Annotated in this window: 15 protein-coding genes; 9 read left to right on the top strand and 6 right to left on the bottom strand. The window is 31.2% G+C overall.

Going from position 1 to position 17,813, the window contains the following annotated elements:
- The first annotated feature begins 1 nt into the window (after position 1).
- Complete coding sequence (locus KQA_RS0212645) at positions 2-1,465, top strand: glutamate synthase subunit beta (RefSeq protein WP_010181700.1); 1,464 nt, start codon at positions 2-4, stop codon at positions 1,463-1,465.
- Between the two features lie 479 nt (positions 1,466-1,944).
- A complete protein-coding gene (locus KQA_RS0212640; protein WP_010181698.1) occupies positions 1,945-2,322 on the top strand; it encodes a tellurite resistance TerB family protein in 378 nt (125 codons plus the stop codon).
- A gap of 251 nt (positions 2,323-2,573) precedes the next feature.
- Here KQA_RS0212640 and KQA_RS0212635 read toward each other — a convergent pair whose 3' ends face one another.
- The 3 genes from KQA_RS0212635 to KQA_RS0212625 all read right to left on the bottom strand — a co-directional run bounded on the left by KQA_RS0212635 (position 2,574) and on the right by KQA_RS0212625 (position 7,023).
- A complete protein-coding gene (locus tag KQA_RS0212635) occupies positions 2,574-3,473 on the bottom strand; it encodes a hypothetical protein (protein ID WP_010181696.1) in 900 nt (299 codons plus the stop codon).
- Between the two features lie 75 nt (positions 3,474-3,548).
- Positions 3,549-4,346 (bottom strand): pyrroline-5-carboxylate reductase, encoded by a 798-nt coding sequence (proC, locus tag KQA_RS0212630; protein ID WP_010181694.1) that lies wholly within the window; start codon positions 4,344-4,346, stop codon positions 3,549-3,551.
- 19 nt (positions 4,347-4,365) lie between these two features.
- A complete protein-coding gene (locus tag KQA_RS0212625; RefSeq protein ID WP_010181692.1) occupies positions 4,366-7,023 on the bottom strand; it encodes a putative LPS assembly protein LptD in 2,658 nt (885 codons plus the stop codon).
- Positions 7,024-7,288: 265 nt separating this feature from the next.
- Between KQA_RS0212625 and KQA_RS0212620 the strand changes: the two genes are divergently transcribed.
- The 7 genes from KQA_RS0212620 (at position 7,289) to KQA_RS0212585 (ending at position 14,586) form a co-directional block, all read left to right on the top strand.
- Entirely contained in the window at positions 7,289-8,458 is a 1,170-nt protein-coding gene (locus KQA_RS0212620) for an N-acetylmuramoyl-L-alanine amidase family protein (protein WP_010181691.1), read from the top strand.
- 202 nt (positions 8,459-8,660) lie between these two features.
- Complete coding sequence (locus tag KQA_RS0212615) at positions 8,661-9,611, top strand: MlaD family protein (protein ID WP_010181688.1); 951 nt, start codon at positions 8,661-8,663, stop codon at positions 9,609-9,611.
- Positions 9,612-9,624: 13 nt separating this feature from the next.
- Positions 9,625-10,956 (top strand): (Fe-S)-binding protein, encoded by a 1,332-nt coding sequence (locus KQA_RS0212610; protein ID WP_010181686.1) that lies wholly within the window; start codon positions 9,625-9,627, stop codon positions 10,954-10,956.
- 24 nt (positions 10,957-10,980) lie between these two features.
- The gene (locus tag KQA_RS0212605; RefSeq protein WP_010181684.1) at positions 10,981-11,763 is read left to right on the top strand and encodes a (Fe-S)-binding protein; all 783 of its coding nucleotides are present in this window, start codon (positions 10,981-10,983) and stop codon (positions 11,761-11,763) included.
- A gap of 127 nt (positions 11,764-11,890) precedes the next feature.
- The gene (serB, locus tag KQA_RS0212600; RefSeq protein WP_010181682.1) at positions 11,891-13,123 is read left to right on the top strand and encodes a phosphoserine phosphatase SerB; all 1,233 of its coding nucleotides are present in this window, start codon (positions 11,891-11,893) and stop codon (positions 13,121-13,123) included.
- A gap of 398 nt (positions 13,124-13,521) precedes the next feature.
- Positions 13,522-13,782 (top strand): hypothetical protein, encoded by a 261-nt coding sequence (locus tag KQA_RS20330; protein ID WP_157366694.1) that lies wholly within the window; start codon positions 13,522-13,524, stop codon positions 13,780-13,782.
- Between the two features lie 12 nt (positions 13,783-13,794).
- Positions 13,795-14,586 (top strand): (Fe-S)-binding protein, encoded by a 792-nt coding sequence (locus tag KQA_RS0212585; protein WP_010181678.1) that lies wholly within the window; start codon positions 13,795-13,797, stop codon positions 14,584-14,586.
- Positions 14,587-14,592: 6 nt separating this feature from the next.
- On the opposite strand, the gene KQA_RS0212580 is transcribed toward KQA_RS0212585, so the two are convergent.
- From KQA_RS0212580 to KQA_RS0212570, 3 genes are all read right to left on the bottom strand, one after another.
- On the bottom strand, positions 14,593-15,387 hold the full coding sequence (locus KQA_RS0212580; protein WP_010181676.1) for an MOSC domain-containing protein: 795 nt from the start codon (positions 15,385-15,387) through the stop codon (positions 14,593-14,595).
- A gap of 68 nt (positions 15,388-15,455) precedes the next feature.
- On the bottom strand, positions 15,456-16,106 hold the full coding sequence (locus KQA_RS0212575) for a hypothetical protein (protein ID WP_157366693.1): 651 nt from the start codon (positions 16,104-16,106) through the stop codon (positions 15,456-15,458).
- 18 nt (positions 16,107-16,124) lie between these two features.
- The gene (locus tag KQA_RS0212570; protein ID WP_010181673.1) at positions 16,125-17,516 is read right to left on the bottom strand and encodes a tetratricopeptide repeat protein; all 1,392 of its coding nucleotides are present in this window, start codon (positions 17,514-17,516) and stop codon (positions 16,125-16,127) included.
- Positions 17,517-17,813: the final 297 nt, after the last annotated feature.

The raw sequence follows: 17,813 nt of genomic DNA, 5'->3' as shown, positions 1-17,813 counted from the left end.
TATGGGAAAAGTAACTGGATTTAAAGAATTCGAAAGAAAAGACGAAGCTTACGAACCTGTAAAAGAGCGTTTGCAAGATTATAAAGAATTTACGATTCCTTTGAGTGAGAAAGAAATTACCACTCAAGGATCGAGATGTATGGATTGTGGTATTCCTTTTTGCCATAGTGGTTGTCCGTTAGGAAATTTAATTCCTGACTTTAATCACATGGTGCACCAAGGGGAATGGCAAAAAGCCTCATTAATATTACATTCTACAAATAATTTCCCTGAATTCACAGGACGTTTATGTCCTGCTCCATGTGAGCAAGCATGTGTATTAGGTATTATTGAAGATCCAATTTCTATTGAAAATATAGAAAAAAATATTGTGGAACGTGCTTTTAAAGAAGGATGGATAAAGCCTCAAGCTCCTAAAACACGTACAGGTAAAACTGTTGCTGTTGTGGGTTCTGGTCCTGCAGGATTAGCTACGGCACAGCAATTAAACAGAGCTGGTCACCTAGTGACAGTTTTTGAAAGGGATGATGAAGTTGGAGGATTGTTACGTTACGGGATTCCAAACTTTAAAATGGAAAAGGAGATTATTGATCGTCGTGTTGCCATTTTAAAAGCAGAAGGGATTACTTTTAAAGTAAATGCTAATGTTGGTAAAAGTGTATCGGTTGATGAATTAAAAGCCTTTGATGCCATTGTATTAACAGGTGGTGCTACTCAAAGACGTTCATTACCTACACCAGGTATAGATGCCGATGGAGTAGTTCAAGCTATGGATTTCCTAACACAGCAAACAAAAGTTGTGTTTGGAAAAGAGGTTAAAGATCAAGTATTAGCTACAGATAAGGATGTTATTGTTATTGGAGGTGGTGATACAGGATCTGACTGTGTGGGTACGTCTAATAGACAGGGAGCAAAATCGGTAGTTAATTTTGAAATTATGCCTAAGCCTCCAGGAGATAGAGCAGCAAGTACACCATGGCCTTACTGGCCATTAAAGCTTAAAACATCATCTTCTCATAAAGAAGGGGTAGAGCGTAATTGGTTAATTAATACGAAGGAATTCGTAACGGATAAAGATGGAAAATTAACGGCATTAAAAACCGTTAATGTTGAATGGAAAATTGTTCCAGGTCAACGTCCTCAGTTAATTGAAATTGAAGGAACTGAAAAAACTTGGCCATGTGATTTAGCATTACTGGCATTAGGTTTTACAGGGCCAGAAAACTATTTAGCGGAACAATTAGGTATTGAAACCGATGCACGTTCAAATTACAAGGCGGACTACGGTAATTATCAAACTAACGTACCTAATATATTTACTGCAGGTGATATGCGCCGTGGACAATCATTAATTGTTTGGGCAATTTCCGAAGGTAGAGAGGCCGCAAGACAAGTAGATATTTACTTAATGGGGAAATCTGATTTGCCATCTAAAAATGAAGAAGGAGATTTACCAGGAGTGTAAATTTATTAAATAAGTTTTTTCTAAAAACCTGATACATAAAAATATAGTATATGTATCAGGTTTTTTTATGGATAATTTTGGCTATTTTTATAGATATTATCAAATAACATGATTTACTAACAAAAATTCTACATCTATGTAGTTTCTTTTTCTACGATTCTTGCTTACAAAATGAAACCGAAGCCTAAGGTAATGCTTGATTTTTTGTCTTAGACTAGTAAAAAAATGAATCTGCATAGGTATACGAAATTCATACTAGTTAATTGTGTAAGTCATTTTGTATGTAATAAATCAATTGTAAACCAGATGCTTTTATTTGTATTTTGTGTAGCTTATAACTGTATTACTAATAATATTCTGTCTGTATAGTGTAATGATTTAGTGTATCTCAGTATCATATTGAAAAGTTTTTATGGTATAAATTGGTTTAGTCAATGTAAGTATTTTGTTGTTTTTGTTTGTTGTAAAAGAGTTTGAAAATGAAGGATATTCGAAAATTATATGAGACTTTTGGTGAATTAATTTATGTGATTGCAATGATTGATGGTGTAATCCAACCTGAAGAATTGAAAGTTATTGAAGAAAAATTAAGTGATCATCCTTGGGGAGAAGATATTAAATGGTCTTTTGATTATGAAGTATCTAGGGGGAGTACTGTTGATGAATTGTATAAAAAAGTAATTTCTTACTGCAAAATACATGGACCCGATCCAGAGTTTGATTTTTTAATTGATATACTTGAAGAGGTAGCAAAAGCCAATGATGGAGTTAATAGCGAAGAACAAAAATTAATTGATAATTTTTCAAAAGATTTATTAGAAAAATTTAAAATGGATTTGAGCGAAATTACTCAATAAGTTTGTTTATACCATTTGCCGTTTGAAAGTATTGTATAAGAAATTGATAATTTTTTTCTTGATACAAAACAGAAAGATAGACATAGATATAGTTAGGGTTTCTTTTTATGTTTAACTAGAAAGGAAAAAAGGGCGATTTATTACAGTAATTTCAAATGGTAAATGGTATTAGATAAATACAGATGTCATTAAAATAAAAAAATCCCATTTAATTAAAAATGGGATTTACAAGCAAGCTATTAAAAGCTTAGTTATTTTAAATTAAGAGCAGTAGAACTTACTAAATTGATACCATCAAATATATTTATGGTATACTTACCGCTTTCAAAAGATTCATTTTCTAAAGGTTCTACAAAATCACATACTGTCATAGCTTTCTTTTTGTAGCGAAATTTTGCAACTTTACTAAAATTAATAGATCTATTGTTTTCTTCATTCATGTAATAACGTCCACCAATGACTTGTTTTGATGGTGATACTACTTGAATATAAAAACTCTTTTCACCAGCTTCAGCAACTGTGTTAGCTTGTACGTCAAAACAAACTTCTAAACCTGAAGCCTTTTTAGCTTTAGTTACCGTTGATACTTTATTAGAGCCTTTTATTTTAACTGCTTTAGAGTCAACTTTAGAAATAAATAATTTTTGAGCTTTAGCTACTACTAATTCAAGGTTTTTCTTTATTTCATTAACCGAATCATAAACAACTAAGGCACTTGACAGTTCAGAAGAAATACTGTCCTTTTCAATAGCTAATAAGGCATTTTTTTCTTTTAACTCTTTATTTTCTAGTTTTAAACGTTTTAATTTAGCTAATAAATTACGTTTAACCCTTTGTAAATCATTTACTAGTGCTGTATTGGCCTTTAAGTCTTCAACAGAATCTAATACAATTTTTAAACGTTCATTAATTTCTAAAATTTCATCTTGATGAATTGAGTCATTCAATTGTAAATCATCATATTCTTTTTGTAAAGATTTTAATTCTGCTATTCGAACTGATTTTTCTGTTTCAAAAAACTGCTGGTTTTCCTTTAATTGAGAATAGTTAGAGAAGGCAAAATACAGCGCACCAATACTTAAAAGAATTAATGCTCCAATTATAATTTTCTGTACTTTAGATGATGAGCTAGGGGTCTCCGTCTTTTCCATATAGATTGTTTAGTTAAAATTTAAATTATTAAACTCAATACAACTTACATTTGTTGTGTTGAATGGTCACTTTTTTTAACTTTTTGCTAACTCTTTAGCTCTTTCAAAAGCGGCGTTAACTCCTTTTTGAATTTTTTTATCTAAATGATCACTTTTAAAACTAGTAAGAGCAGCATGAGTTGTTCCTCCTTTTGAGGTCACTTTATCTATCCATAATTGGGCATTGTCATCTGAATTTTCAAATAAATTAGAAGTGCCTAAAAAAGTATGTAATACAATCTCTTTTGCATCATTTTCCGAAAAACCATATGTTTTGGCTTGTTCCATCATTGCATTCATAAAATAAAATACATAAGCAGGTCCACTACCAGATAATGCAGTAATGGCATCAATATCATCTTCTTTATAAACACGTATAGCTTTGCCAGTAGCACTTAAAATATGCTGTATTTGTAGGGCTTCATTTTCGGAGATACTTTCGGAAATCATGTATCCGGTAACTCCTTTACCTAATTGGGCGGGTAAGTTAGGCATGGCACGTACAATTTTTGGAGCTTGTAATCCGTCCTTAATAGTTTCCATAGTTACACCGGCCATTATCGAAATAATTATTTTTTCAGGCGTGACAAGTTGAGCAATTTTTTCAAATACCAGTACAGCAGCTTGTGGTTTAATGGCTAACAATATTATATCGGCCGAAGCTAAACAATCAGCTTCTTTATTATAAATGGAAAAAGGGGTAGTATTTTTTAACTCAGTTATTTTATGTTCATCTTTTTCAAGAATGGAAATGCTAGCGTTGTCAAAATTTTTATGAATAGAAAGGGCATAGGTTAATCCCATATTACCTCCTCCAATAACAGTTATGTTCATGTTTATGGTATTTATTATACTATCTTCTATCTGGTTGGCGTCGTTTATCCCACTTAATATCACTTAATACCGAAGAGGAAATTCCAATATAGAAATTCCAAGAAGTGATGGTGCTAAATGGCACCCAGTTGAAACTCATTCTCCAACTTTCTAAATCTCGTTGGAATCGTAAGTTTGTGAATGTAAATCCTTTATTTACTATATCGTAACCCGAAGAAGCTCCGACCTTCCATCGGGGGGCTAATTCGATATCACCCGAAAAGGATAACGACTGTGATGAAATCTGATCTTGTCTAGCGTTATTTGAATAATTCACCGAGTAGGATAAGCGTAATGACCAAGGCATTTTATAATTGTAAAATGCTACGTCTGTTTTTTCAGCTTTCTCTTCATCAGTTTCATCTTCAAAAAGGCTACCATCTCTAAAATCAGTATGTGTTCCAAATAAATCGTCTGGTCGACCACCATTTCTAAAGGTCTCATTATTTATATCGTTGGGATCAGGCTCCTTTTCTTTTTTATTTTTAAAATCATTACTAGAAAAAGAATAGCCAAAATTTAAATTGGCATTAGTAAGTCTAAGCAAACTACCTCCATTGTCAATATTCCAACGATTAATTCTTCGGTTATTACTATTTAATGCATAAGGATCTAAGGTACCCCCAAAGTTTAATGTCAATTTTTTAACAACAGGAATGCTTCCTCTAACACTAATAGGTCTTAAATTTAAAGAATCGGCCCTAAAATCATAGCCACTACTAAAGTTTAATGAGTTTAATATTTTAATTTTTTTAGCCTCAAGTTTTGTTGTATCTCTGTCTGTAACTTTGGCTTCAAGTACGTTATTTATGGAGAAACTCATGGAACTGGATTCTCTATTACCCGGTGGGCTATAAAAACCTCCAGCAAATCTTGAATATTCAACAATTCGTTGTTCTCTGTTTAATGTAGCATCTGCAGGAATAATATATTCTTCATAAAATTGATCAAAAGAAGGCCCATAGCTGTAGCTTATATTTGGGCGGACTACATGTCTAATTGCTTTTATTTTAGCATCCTTTTTAAATTCTTTAGTACCATATATAGTAGTACCTAAGCTGGTACTAAAATTATAAGTTCTAAAACTATCAAATCCTTTAATTGTATCATTTAATACACCTGTATTCTGGTTACTTCTGGGATCATTGGGTTGGTAGCTTTGTTGTATGGTTTCAAAAACCCAACTTTCCGTAAAGGTCGTACTTGCCGAAGCGCTTAGGTGTTTTAAAATTTTAAAATTAGTACTTAAAGGAATATTATGACGAACACCAATATCAGCATCTCTAAACATTTGTGATTTTAAAAAATTATCATCATCGGTGTTAATTCTACTTTCTGCTTGAGTGGTTAGTTGTAGGTTTATATTTTGTAAAATTCCTTTTTTTGACCCTACTTTTGGAGCTAGTGGATAAATTCGAGCTACATTAATGTTTATTGGTGTAGTTATATTTATGGATTGATCACTGGTGTTTTGCCTTATACGTAATGCTGTATCAAAATTTATTTGTGGGTTAGTTGGAATAGTTCGACTGTAAGATATACCTGTGTTTAATTCAGTATTTAAACTGGATGCAACATTAGTAAGATTTCGTGATTGTCTAAAAAATTGACTACTACCAAAGTTTACATTTGCGCTAAAACGTGAATTAGGGCTTGCTTTTTGACTTTGAGTATGTGACCATCTAATATTATAATTGGTTGCTTTGGAAAAATCAGAAAAACCACGCTCACTTGTAATATTGTTTTCATAACGAATACTTACATTACCAGTAAATCGATATCTTTTGGCATAATCAGAATCAGCACGTATGGCAAAGCTATTGTTTGTTGAATAATCACCAACAAGGGTTAAATTCATATAATCACTTATGGCAAAATAATATCCACCATTTTGCAAGGTAAATCCCCTGTCATTACTGTCATTAAAACTGGGTATTATAAAACCAGATACCGCTTCTTCCTTCATGGGGAAATAACCAAATGGTAGTCCAAGTGGAGTGGGAACATCGGCGATATACATATTAACAAGTCCCGATACAATTTTCTTTTTAGGAACAAATTTTATACGTCGAGCGTAGAAGTAATATTCAGGATCATCTAGATTTTTTGAAGTGGTAAAACGCACATTTTTCATGTAAACTACCGAATCATTTTCACGTTTAGAAACTTCATTAATAATATTAAAACCACTTTGACTGGTTTTGGAATTATAAATTAGGGCTTTTTTAGTGTCAAAATTAAAACGAATAGTATCTGGTTCAACAACATTTTGTCCTTGAGTAAAAATAGGAGTCTGTGTATAAGCATCAGCAGTATCAACAATACCTTTGGCATATACTTCTTTTTTACTTTGGTGTATAATGATGCTCCCCGATTCAATATCCATGTCGGTATATTTTATTTTAGCATCATCGTATAAATACATTTTATTATTTCTACGATTTAAGCGCATATAGTTTTTTGCACTGTATACCACATTGCCTTGCAAAAATGATTTCTTTTTTAAACTATCATTTAATATGGAGTCTTGCTCAGTAAGATTGAGTTCAACGGGGTTCTTTAAGGTGTCGGTGACTCCTTTTTTAACTTCCTTTTGGTTTTCTGTAGATGGTTTTGACTGTGCAAAAGTAGTAGGCATACTACACCACAAAAGGATTAAAAAAAATATATAGCGCAATGTTGTTTGCAAATCTTATAAACTTATTTTTGTAGCAAGAAATAACATGTTACTTCAGCGAGCTAAATTACATTTATTTTTCAGCTTGGTATTGTTATTGTATTAAAAAAGTGATTTCCTTTTTTATTTTATTTTTGGTTTAATTGTACTCAATGGACGCAAAACTGAATAATGTGTGACGAAAAGTAAAATATATAGTAACGCTTTTAGTAAATTTAAATTATCTATGATTAAAATACATTATTTATATGTCACTTTATTAGCGGTTTTATCCACTGCTATTTTTACAAGTGCCATTCCCGTTAAGGATAATAAACCTTTTGTTGTTGTTTTAGATGCAGGTCACGGAGGACATGATTCGGGAAATAGAGGTAATGGCTATTTTGAAAAAAATATTGCCTTAGACATCATATTAAAAATTGGTGATATATTAAACAAATCGCCTAATATAAAAGTGATTTACACGCGAAAAACAGATGTATTTATCCCATTAAGTAAACGTGCGGATATAGCAAATAAAGCAAAAGCAGATTTATTTGTATCAATACATTGTAATGCACACAATAGTAATGCCTATGGAACTGAAACCTTTGTTTTGGGACTACATGCTAATGAACGTAACTTTAATATTGCCAAAAAAGAGAATGCTGTAATATTATTGGAGGATAATTATGAACAAGATTATGATGGTTTTGATCCTAATTCACCAGAATCGGTTATTGGGCTGACTTTAATGCAGGAAGAATATTTAGAGCAAAGCTTAAACTTAGCAAGTTTTGTTCAACAAAATTTTACAAAACAATTAAAAAGATTTGATAGAGGGGTAAAGCAAGCAGGATTTTTGGTATTGCACCGAACTTTTATGCCAAGTGTACTTATCGAAACGGGTTTTTTAACCAACAAAAATGAAGGAAAGTATTTAAATTCCAATAATGGAAAGCAGCAAATGGCTTTGTCAATAGCAAAAGCGATCAAGAACTATCAAAATACTGTGGTAGAATCTTATAGTGCAGTCGAAAAACCTTCGATTACGATGAACAAAGAAAAAGAGCAGTCTACTGAAAAGAATACTGAAACAATAAAAAAAGATAGTACCAAAGCTAGTCCGCAGATCATAGCAAAAGAAACTAATAAGGATTCAATTATTGAATTTAGAATACAATTAGCCGCAGGTTCTAGCAAATTGGATACTGCTCCAGCCAATTTTAAAGGCCTAGATGGTGTTTATTTTGAGGAAAGTGACGGAGTTTATAAATATTATTATGGTGTGGAAAAATCATATGATGATATAAAAATAGTAAAACAGTCAGCTGTTAAAAAAGGATTTTCATCGTGTTTTATAGTCGCCTTTAAAAACAAAAAGAAAATTCCATTATCGGAAGCTATAGAGTTTTAAAATTAGTATTGATTATTCAAAATTTATATTATGAATAAACGCTTAATTGTTATTTCTATACTTATATGATTTAAAAGGCAAACATTTTGATATGTTTGCATAATAAATTGGATTCATTAAAAATTAGATACGACATGTGCTTAGTTTAACATGAAGTCCCATTTAATTTGTTAAATTTGAATTTATAAAACAAACATCAATTTTGAAGATTACAAAAGAAGTTAAAGCATCAATATTAGTACTTTCTGCCATTGCTTTATTAATTTTTGGATATAGTTTTTTAAGTGGGAAAAACTTATTAAGAAACGATCGGGTATTTTATGCGATGTACGATAATGTTGAAGGACTTTCAACATCTTCTCCTGTAACTATAAATGGATTTAAAGTAGGAAAAGTACTAAAGATTGAGTTTGCAGATGCGAATGGTAAGTTAAAAGTAACTTTTAGCGTTGCTAATAATTTTGAATTTGGCAAAAATAGCGAAGCTAAAATTTATAGCATGGGCTTTGTAGCCGGAAACGGATTGGCTATTGTGCCCGAAAAAAATCCTAGTGTTTTTGCAAAAGATAAAGATTTTTTAAAATCCAACAAAGAATTAGGTATGATTGACTCCTTAACAAGTCAATTGTCGCCATTACAATCCAAAATTGAAACCGTTTTAACTAAAACAGATATTTTAATAGGTTCATTAAATAAAGTTTTAGATGAAGAAAATACGACGGTTATCAGTAAATCCTTAAAGGATTTATCTTCATCATTACAATCGTTAAAGTACACTACGGGTACAGCACAAACATTAATATCTGATAATCAACTTAAATTGTCGCAAACAATTACTAACTTTAATGAAGCTTCTGCAGGTATAAAATCATTATCAACTAAATTATCAAAAGCTCCTGTGGATGATTTGATTACTAAACTTGATGCTTCGGTAACTACATTTTCGGATATAGCAGCTAGTTTAAAATCGGGAAAGGGTAGTGCAGGTAAGTTTTTAAACGATGATAATGTTTATAATAATTTAGATAAGGCTACTCGTCAATTAGACATGTTGTTACAGGATATGAAACTTAACCCTAAGCGTTATGTTCATTTTTCTGTTTTTGGAAAAAAGAATAAAGATTACAGTAAGCCTAACGATTCATTACAATAAAAAATTAATGTTTATGCAATACATACCCAATATACTTTTTTTGTTGCTTTTAGCTGGTGGAGTTGGTTACTTTACGATGAATATTCGTAAACTTATCAGAAACATAAATTTAGGATTAGATGTTGATCGGACAGACCAAAAGAATGTTCGTTTAAAAAATATGGCTAAAATAGCATTGGGTCAAACCAAAATGGTTCGAAGACCCATAGCAGGTCTTTTGCATATTGTAGTATATGTTGGTTTTCTAATTATTAATATTGAGGTCTTAGAAATTATTATTGATGGTTTATTTGGAACACATCGTATTTTCGCTCCTTTAGGAAAAGTGTATAACATCCTTATTGGAAGTTTTGAAATTTTAGCCTTGTTAGTTTTAGTGGCTATTGTAGCATTTTGGATTCGAAGAAATGTTATTAAAATTAAGCGTTTCCTTAGTGCTGAAATGACGGGTTGGCCAAAATCTGATGGAAACAATATTTTATATTTTGAAGTAGTATTGATGCTGTTGTTTTTAACTATGAATGCAGCGGATTATAAGCTTCAATTGTTGGATGCGGCTCATTATGTTAAGGCTGGAGCTTTCCCTGTAAGTAGTTGGATGATTATGCCACTTATTGATAGCCTTTCCGAAAGCGCACTAATCATTGTTGAACGCAGTGCTTGGTGGTTACATATCGCTGGTATTTTAATATTTTTAAATTATTTATATTTTTCTAAACATCTACATATTTTATTAGCTTTTCCCAATACTTATTTTGCTAAACTTACCCCTAATGGACAGTTTACAAATTTAGAGTCGGTAACTAATGAAGTAAAATTAATGATGGATCCAGATGCAGATCCTTTTGCGGCACCCGATCCAACAACAGAAACTGAAGAAGTGGCTAAATTTGGTGCATCGGATGTAATGGATTTAAATTGGGTACAATTAATGAATTCATATACATGTACCGAGTGTGGTCGTTGTACTAGTGAGTGCCCAGCAAACTTAACAGGTAAAAAGCTATCTCCACGTAAAATTATGATGGATACCAGGGATAGGTTGGAAGAAGTAGGTAAAAATATTGATGCCAATAATGGAGAATTTAAAGATGATGGCAAACAATTATTAGGTGACTATATAACTCCCGAAGAGTTATGGGCTTGCACTACCTGTAATGCATGTGTGGAAACGTGTCCTGTTAGCATTGATCCGTTATCCATTATAAATGAAATGCGTAGGTACCTTGTAATGGAAGAAAGCGCAGCCCCAACAGAACTTAATAACATGATGTCCAATATAGAAAATAATGGCGCTCCATGGCCTTACAACCAAATGGATCGCTTAAATTGGGTAAAGGAGTAGTCTCTTAACTAAACATCTACTATTATGAGCGAAGAATTAAAAGTGCCAATTATGGCAGATTGTTTTGCAGCAGAGAAACAACCCGAAATATTATTTTGGGTAGGTTCCGCTGGAAGTTTTGATGATCGAGCCAAAAAGATAACTAGAGCATTCGTTAAAATTTTAAACAAAGCGAATGTTGATTTTGCTGTTCTTGGAACAGAAGAAAGTTGTACAGGTGATATTGCTAAGCGTGCTGGGAATGAATTCTTATTTCAAATGCAGGCAGTTACTAATATTGAAGTAATGAATGCTTATGGGGTAAAGCGAATAGTAACTTGTGATCCACATTCTTTTAATTGTTTAAAAAATGAATATCCAAGTTTAGGCGGTAAATATGAGGTATTACACCATACACAATTTATAGATGAGCTTATAAAATCGGGACGTTTAAAAGTCGATGGAAATACGTACAAAGGAAAACGAATTACGTTTCATGACCCTTGCTATTTAGGTAGATCAAATAATGAATACGATGCTCCTAGAAATGTGCTGGCTAATACCAAAGCTACTATTGTAGAAATGAAACGTAATAAGCAAACCGCATTATGCTGCGGAGCTGGGGGAGCACAAATGTTTAAAGAGCCCGAAAAAGGAGCTATGGATATTAACATTCTAAGAACTGAAGATGCTTTAGAAACGAGTCCTAGTATTATTGCTACCGGATGTCCTTATTGCAATACGATGTTAACCGATGGGATTAAAAATAAAGAAAAAGAGACTGAGGTTTCAGTATTAGATATTGCAGAATTGATTGCGAATTCCTAATAAATAGTCTTTTTATATTTTCAATAATAATTTTAGTAAGTAACTTTTTCTTTTTAATAAAAAGAGAGCATTTTTATAAGTCAATAAGAATAATCATTGTTACCTGTTGACTGTACAAATTTTAACTATGAGTAAAGAAATTTTCCTTTTAAATATTTCGGGACAAGATAAACCGGGATTAACCTCTGCTTTAACAGATGTATTGGCGCAATACAATGCCAAAGTTTTAGATATTGGACAAGCGAATATACATGATACATTATCCTTAGGTATTTTATTTGAGATTGAATCTGGGGAAAAATCTGCAGCAGTTTTAAAAGACTTACTTTTTAGAGCTTATGAATTAGGAATAACCGCTAAATTCAAGCCTATTAGTTCTAGTGACTATGAAAATTGGGTAGATTTACAAGGCAAAGACAGATATATTGTTACCCTTTTAGGTGAAAAATTATCTGCAGAACAAATATCTGCGGTTACAAAAGTTGTTTCAGAAAAAAAATTAAATATAGATTCTATCAAAAGATTGACAGGTAGGTTATCTTTAGTTAAAGAAGATGAATATCCTAGATCGTCAATACAATTGTCTATAAGAGGTAAAATTGAAGATAAAACAGAGTTTACGGAAAAATTCATGCAAATCTCCCGAGATTTGGATGTAGATATTGCTTTTCAAGAAGATAATATATACAGAAGAAATAGACGTTTAGTTTGTTTTGATATGGATTCTACCCTAATTCAAACCGAGGTAATAGATGAATTAGCTGAGTTAGCAGGAGTAGGTGCGCAAGTAAAAGCTATTACAGAATCTGCTATGCAAGGTGAAATAGATTTTAATGAAAGTTTTAAAAGGCGTATGTCTTTGTTAAAAGGCTTAAGCGAAGAAGTGCTTCAAAATGTAGCTGTCAATTTACCAATTACCAAAGGAGCTCGAAGATTGATAGATACGTTAAAAAGCTATGGTTATAAAACAGCTATTTTATCTGGTGGTTTTACTTATTTTGGACATTATTTACAAAAAGAACTAGGCATTGATTATGTACATGCAAATCAATTAGAAATTAAAGATGGTGCCTTAACAGGAGGCTATATAGGAGAGATAGTTGATGGAAATAAAAAGGCCGAATTTTTAAAAGAAATTGCGAAAAAAGAAGGCATTGCTATTGATCAAACTATTGCAGTAGGTGATGGCGCCAATGATTTACCTATGTTAAATTTAGCAGGTTTAGGAATTGCATTTCACGCGAAACCTAAAGTAAAAGATAATGCGCAGAGTTCTATATCAAGTATTGGTTTAGATGGAGTACTTTACCTATTAGGCTATCATGATAAATATATTGATAATTTGATTGAACTTGAATAAAAATAATTTAGATGAAATTATTATATTCTGTTAAAAAAAGTTAATTAATATAAAAATATTAGCCTAATCTAAAATTAAATTATGAAAAATGTATGTTTAAGTTTTTTAACTATAGTTTTATTGTTATCATGTTCGAAAGAAAGGATAGGAGAAAGCGAAGTATTAAATAAGACTAAAGTTCTGAATTATAAAGTAGAGGATACTCAGTTAACTTTTCATCAGAAAAAAGAAATTTAAAGCAAATATTATCTACATCAGTAATATCAAATAGTCTTGAACCTGGAGAATTTCTTAAATTTCCATCAAGATGTATAGACAAAACACCTGCGAGTGGATTTACTAGAGCATCTAATGATGGTAGATTTTTTTTAATATTTGAGTCAAACGGAGAGTTAAATTTGTACCATAATAAGTCAGGAAAACCAAGAATGTGGAGTAGTAATACTAATTCTTTTTTCTCAGAAAAGTCCCAAGGTTATAATTGCATTATGCAGTTAGATGGTAACCTTGTAATTTATGATATTTTTGATAGAGCAGTATGGGCTTCAAATACAAGTGGTAATGAAGGAGCTAAATTAGTTTTACAGGATGATGGTAATATGGTGATTTATAGTGTTTCAAATAAACCGTTATGGTCTTCTAATACTTGTTGTTTGTAAAAAAAAAATCTTATGAGCGAAGTAATAAAAGTGCCTACAATGGCTCAATATATGGCTGATGGTAAATTACCAGAAGTGTTATTTTGGGTTGGCTGTGCGGGTAGTTTTGACGACCGAGCTAAAAAAATTACTAAAGCTTTCGTGAAGCTACTTCATAATGCAAGAGTTGATTTTGCTGTTTTAGGTGCCGAAGAAAGTTGTACAGGAGATCCGGCTAAAAGAGCTGGAAATGAGTTTTTATTTCAAATGCAAGCCCTAGCTAATATTGAGCTGTTAAATGCCTATCAAGTAAAAAAGATAGTTACTGCCTGTCCTCATTGTTTTAATACTTTAAAAAATGAATACCCTAATTTAGGAGGGAATTATGAGGTAGTACACCATACTCAATTTTTAAAATCATTACTAGATGAAGATCGTTTAAGGGTAGCGGGAGGTAAGTTTAAAGGAAAACGAATAACTTTTCACGATCCTTGTTATTTGGGTAGGGCTAATAATGTTTATGAAGCCCCCCGAGAATTACTTAAAAAGCTAGAAATTGCGCTGGTTGAAATGAAAAAGAGCAAGCGTAATGGATTATGTTGTGGGGCAGGTGGGGCCCAAATGTTTAAAGAACCCGAAAAAGGAGAAGAGGATATTAATATTGAACGCACCAATCAAGCTTTAGAAGTTAAACCAGATATAATTGCTGCCGGTTGTCCATTTTGTAATACCATGATGACGGATGGTGTAAAAAGTAAAGAAAAAGAAGGAATTGTTGAAGTTTTGGATATTGCTGAAATGATTGCAAATGCTCAAGATTTATAATGCTTTTTAACTAAAAATAGCTGTCTCGGAGGTTATTTCAATTTTATCATCTATTGAAAAATCACCAAAATTAATGGGTTCAAGGTAAATACCAAAATTAACCGATTTATCTTCTTTTTTATAAGTGGCTAAGGTTCTTAAAGGCTCTTGATTTTTATTTTTTTGTAATGATTTAGGATCAATAGTAATCATTGAACAACGCGCAGTTTTGGAAACGACTTTAAATTTACAAGTTCCTATTTTTAGTGTTTTCCATGATTCTTCCTCATAGGCTTCACCACCAGAAATGACTATGTTGGGTCTAAAAGAGTGAGCTGTAAATGGATTTTTTAGTTTGTTATTTAAATCATTTAATGAAGCTTCTGAAATTAAATGTATAGGAGAAACATCATTAAAAGCTTTATTTTTTATGCTATTTTCAATAGTGGAAAATTTCACTAGTTTGCATTGTTCTCCTAAATATTCGGAAAGCTGATTGTTAATATAGTGCTCACTACTTTCAGCCTTAACTATTTCATTAAATAACTGTACTGTTATGATTTGATCGGAAAATAGGTTGTGATCAATTTGGAAAGTTTCATTTTCCAAATGAATACTTAGTTTAGACTTTTTTAATAATGTTTCTATTTTTAAAAGCTTGGGATATTCTCGAGCTGTAATTATGGTATTATTCTTATTGATAACAGCAAAATTGCGGTCATATTTTAATCCATTATTGTCAACGGATATTTGAATAACATCCGTTCCTCCACAAGATTTTAAGGGATAAATAAATAGGCTTTTTATTTTTAAAGAATTCAAATGAACTATTTTTTAATATGAGATTTACAAGTGATTTAGGACTATTGAATATAAGCAGTACTTTATTTTTAAAAATACCCTCTAGTTTTTAGGATTCCTTCTTTTTTAAGTAGAAATAAGTCATTGGCATAATTCCCATAAATTACTTTAGCTTTAGATTCATTTATTTGATAATACGGTGATGGGAAATCAATTCTGGCTTCTTTTAAAGGATAATCTCCAAAATCTATAACTATCTCATCTTTAAATTCTATTATTTCTGGTTTTATTTTAGAGCTAATTTTATTTCTTTTTCTATAATCACGAGTCGGATATGGGCCAGCCCAACTATCATTTATGGTTTTAAAGACAGGATTATATAGGTATTTACAATGTATGTACTTATTATCTATTTTTTTTAGGTAAAGTATGACGTGTTTAAATTTAGAAAATGCAGGTTTACCATAATGATCAAAAGCAGTAAATACAATAGTGTCTACTTTAATTTCACCGTATATCGTTTTTAAAACTTTGTATTTTGAAATATATTTTTCATCAAAGGCAAAGTCATTCTTAGCTATATCCTTTTTTAATTCTATTTTTTCACCAATAAATACTTTTAAATCAGCTCTGGAATTATCTAATCTATAACGTTTAATAAAATCTGGTAAACTATCTTGGCTTTGACCAAAGGCTAAATAGTTTAGCATCAATATTAATACTAATAGATTTTTTTTCATTTAAACTATAATCAATTATTAAATACAACCCGTATAAATGTGTTGAACATCGGCAGAATTCAAATATTCTGGGAATAATTCTTCAAAAATCACAAAATACTCTGCATCAGATTTTAAGGCAGTTTCTAAGTAGAAATTTGCTTTGTTTAAATCTTGTTTTTTATAATACAGTCCCGCGAGTCTAATAAATAATTCATTATTATCGGGAAAAAGTTCTAGGGCTTGATTTACACAGACAATAGTAGCATCAATTTCACCTAATTGTAATAATAAATCAGTGCGTTGTATCCAGGTATTAATTTCATAATCACCAAATTCAAGAGATTTTCTGTAACCTCTTTCAGCTTCTTCTAAATAGCCTAATCGTAGATTTATTTTGGCATAACGCTTCCAATAATCTATGTTTTCAAAGTCTATTTCTATAGCTTTATTAATATAATATAGTGCTTTTTGGTAGTCTTTTTTAGCATTATAAAAATCAGTAATTGCAATCCAACCTTTATCCAGTAAAGGATCCTCATTCACTGTTTTTTTATAATAATGCAGGGCATTAGTTTGGTCTCCAAGTTTTTCAAAACTTTTTCCAATATGTAACAGAGCAAATGACGTAGGGTCTTCAAGTTCCAGAGTAATGGAATAATTTTCAATAGCATCATTATAGCGACCTAACTTTTCAAGTACTTTCCCTTTTTCAATATAAGCACCAACAAAAGTATCATCACTTATAATAGCAAAATCAAAAGCAGCTAAGGCTTTTTTCAACTCTTTTATATCACAATATTGCTTTCCTAATTGATGCCAAGCTATTTCGCAATAAGGGTTGGTGTCCAAGTATGTTGTTAAAAAATTGATAGCCTCTTCCGGTTGTTCCAAAAAGTTAAAACAATTGATACTATTATAAAGTGACGAGTAGTCATCGGGATCAATTTTTAGACATGCTATAAATTGATTTTTTGCATTTTCAAATTCATCCATGAACAGGTATTCCATACCAAGTAATGAATGTACATCTGCTTTGTCTTGAGTTATTTTTAAAGCTGTTTGTAGTAACTCAATAGCCTTTTCATGGTTATTTCGTTTAGAAACAATTGAAGCTCTTTGTATAAAAATTTCATCATTTTCGGGTTCTAACGCCTGAAGTTGATTTAACAGGCGTTCTGCATTATCTAACTCATCTTCAAAAACCATAATTTCTACATTTAGTAGTTTTAAATTAGTTGATGAAGGGTGTTGTGTTAGGCCTAATGCTATTGCTTTTTTAGCATTAGTTAGTTTGCCATTATCCAAATAGAAATGAATGATGTTTTCAAATTCATTAGAATCAAAGAAAATAACTCTATTAGATTTAAGCATGGCTTCATACTTATCTAATGCAACATTATCATTATTGTCGTGATGGCTTAAATACATATGACAGTTTTTTTACCTTCTCAAAAGGTTTTAATTCTATGAATTTACCAGTAAAACAACCTGTTTTTTAGTAGACTCATTCTGTAAAAAACGCTATTAACGTTAATTAAATCAATTTACAATCTATATTGATACCTTTTAAAAAAGTTCAATTGTATTGTTAACATAGTAATTAACAAATTTAATACCGAGTTTATGATTTGCAGCTTATTTATTTTAGAAATTTCTGTTTAAATAATTGCTAATATCCTTTTATTTAGTCGTAGTTATACAAAACAAATTTCTTAATTTATAACT

Source organism: Aquimarina agarilytica ZC1 (assembly GCF_000255455.1).
In the GTDB taxonomy this organism is placed as follows: domain Bacteria; phylum Bacteroidota; class Bacteroidia; order Flavobacteriales; family Flavobacteriaceae; genus Aquimarina; species Aquimarina agarilytica.
This window is presented reverse-complemented; position numbering and strand designations above follow the sequence as displayed.

Coding starts and splice junctions, on each gene's coding strand:
- KQA_RS0212585 (WP_010181678.1), top strand. CDS start 13,795: ATGAGCGAAGTAATAAAAGTGCCTACAATGGCTCAATATATGGCTGAT.
- serB (WP_010181682.1), top strand. CDS start 11,891: ATGAGTAAAGAAATTTTCCTTTTAAATATTTCGGGACAAGATAAACCG.
- KQA_RS0212625 (WP_010181692.1), bottom strand. CDS start 7,023: ATGCCTACTACTTTTGCACAGTCAAAACCATCTACAGAAAACCAAAAG.
- KQA_RS0212605 (WP_010181684.1), top strand. CDS start 10,981: ATGAGCGAAGAATTAAAAGTGCCAATTATGGCAGATTGTTTTGCAGCA.
- proC (WP_010181694.1), bottom strand. CDS start 4,346: ATGAACATAACTGTTATTGGAGGAGGTAATATGGGATTAACCTATGCC.
- KQA_RS0212645 (WP_010181700.1), top strand. CDS start 2: ATGGGAAAAGTAACTGGATTTAAAGAATTCGAAAGAAAAGACGAAGCT.
- KQA_RS0212620 (WP_010181691.1), top strand. CDS start 7,289: ATGATTAAAATACATTATTTATATGTCACTTTATTAGCGGTTTTATCC.
- KQA_RS0212610 (WP_010181686.1), top strand. CDS start 9,625: ATGCAATACATACCCAATATACTTTTTTTGTTGCTTTTAGCTGGTGGA.
- KQA_RS0212575 (WP_157366693.1), bottom strand. CDS start 16,106: ATGAAAAAAAATCTATTAGTATTAATATTGATGCTAAACTATTTAGCC.
- KQA_RS0212570 (WP_010181673.1), bottom strand. CDS start 17,516: ATGTATTTAAGCCATCACGACAATAATGATAATGTTGCATTAGATAAG.
- KQA_RS0212635 (WP_010181696.1), bottom strand. CDS start 3,473: ATGGAAAAGACGGAGACCCCTAGCTCATCATCTAAAGTACAGAAAATT.
- KQA_RS0212640 (WP_010181698.1), top strand. CDS start 1,945: ATGAAGGATATTCGAAAATTATATGAGACTTTTGGTGAATTAATTTAT.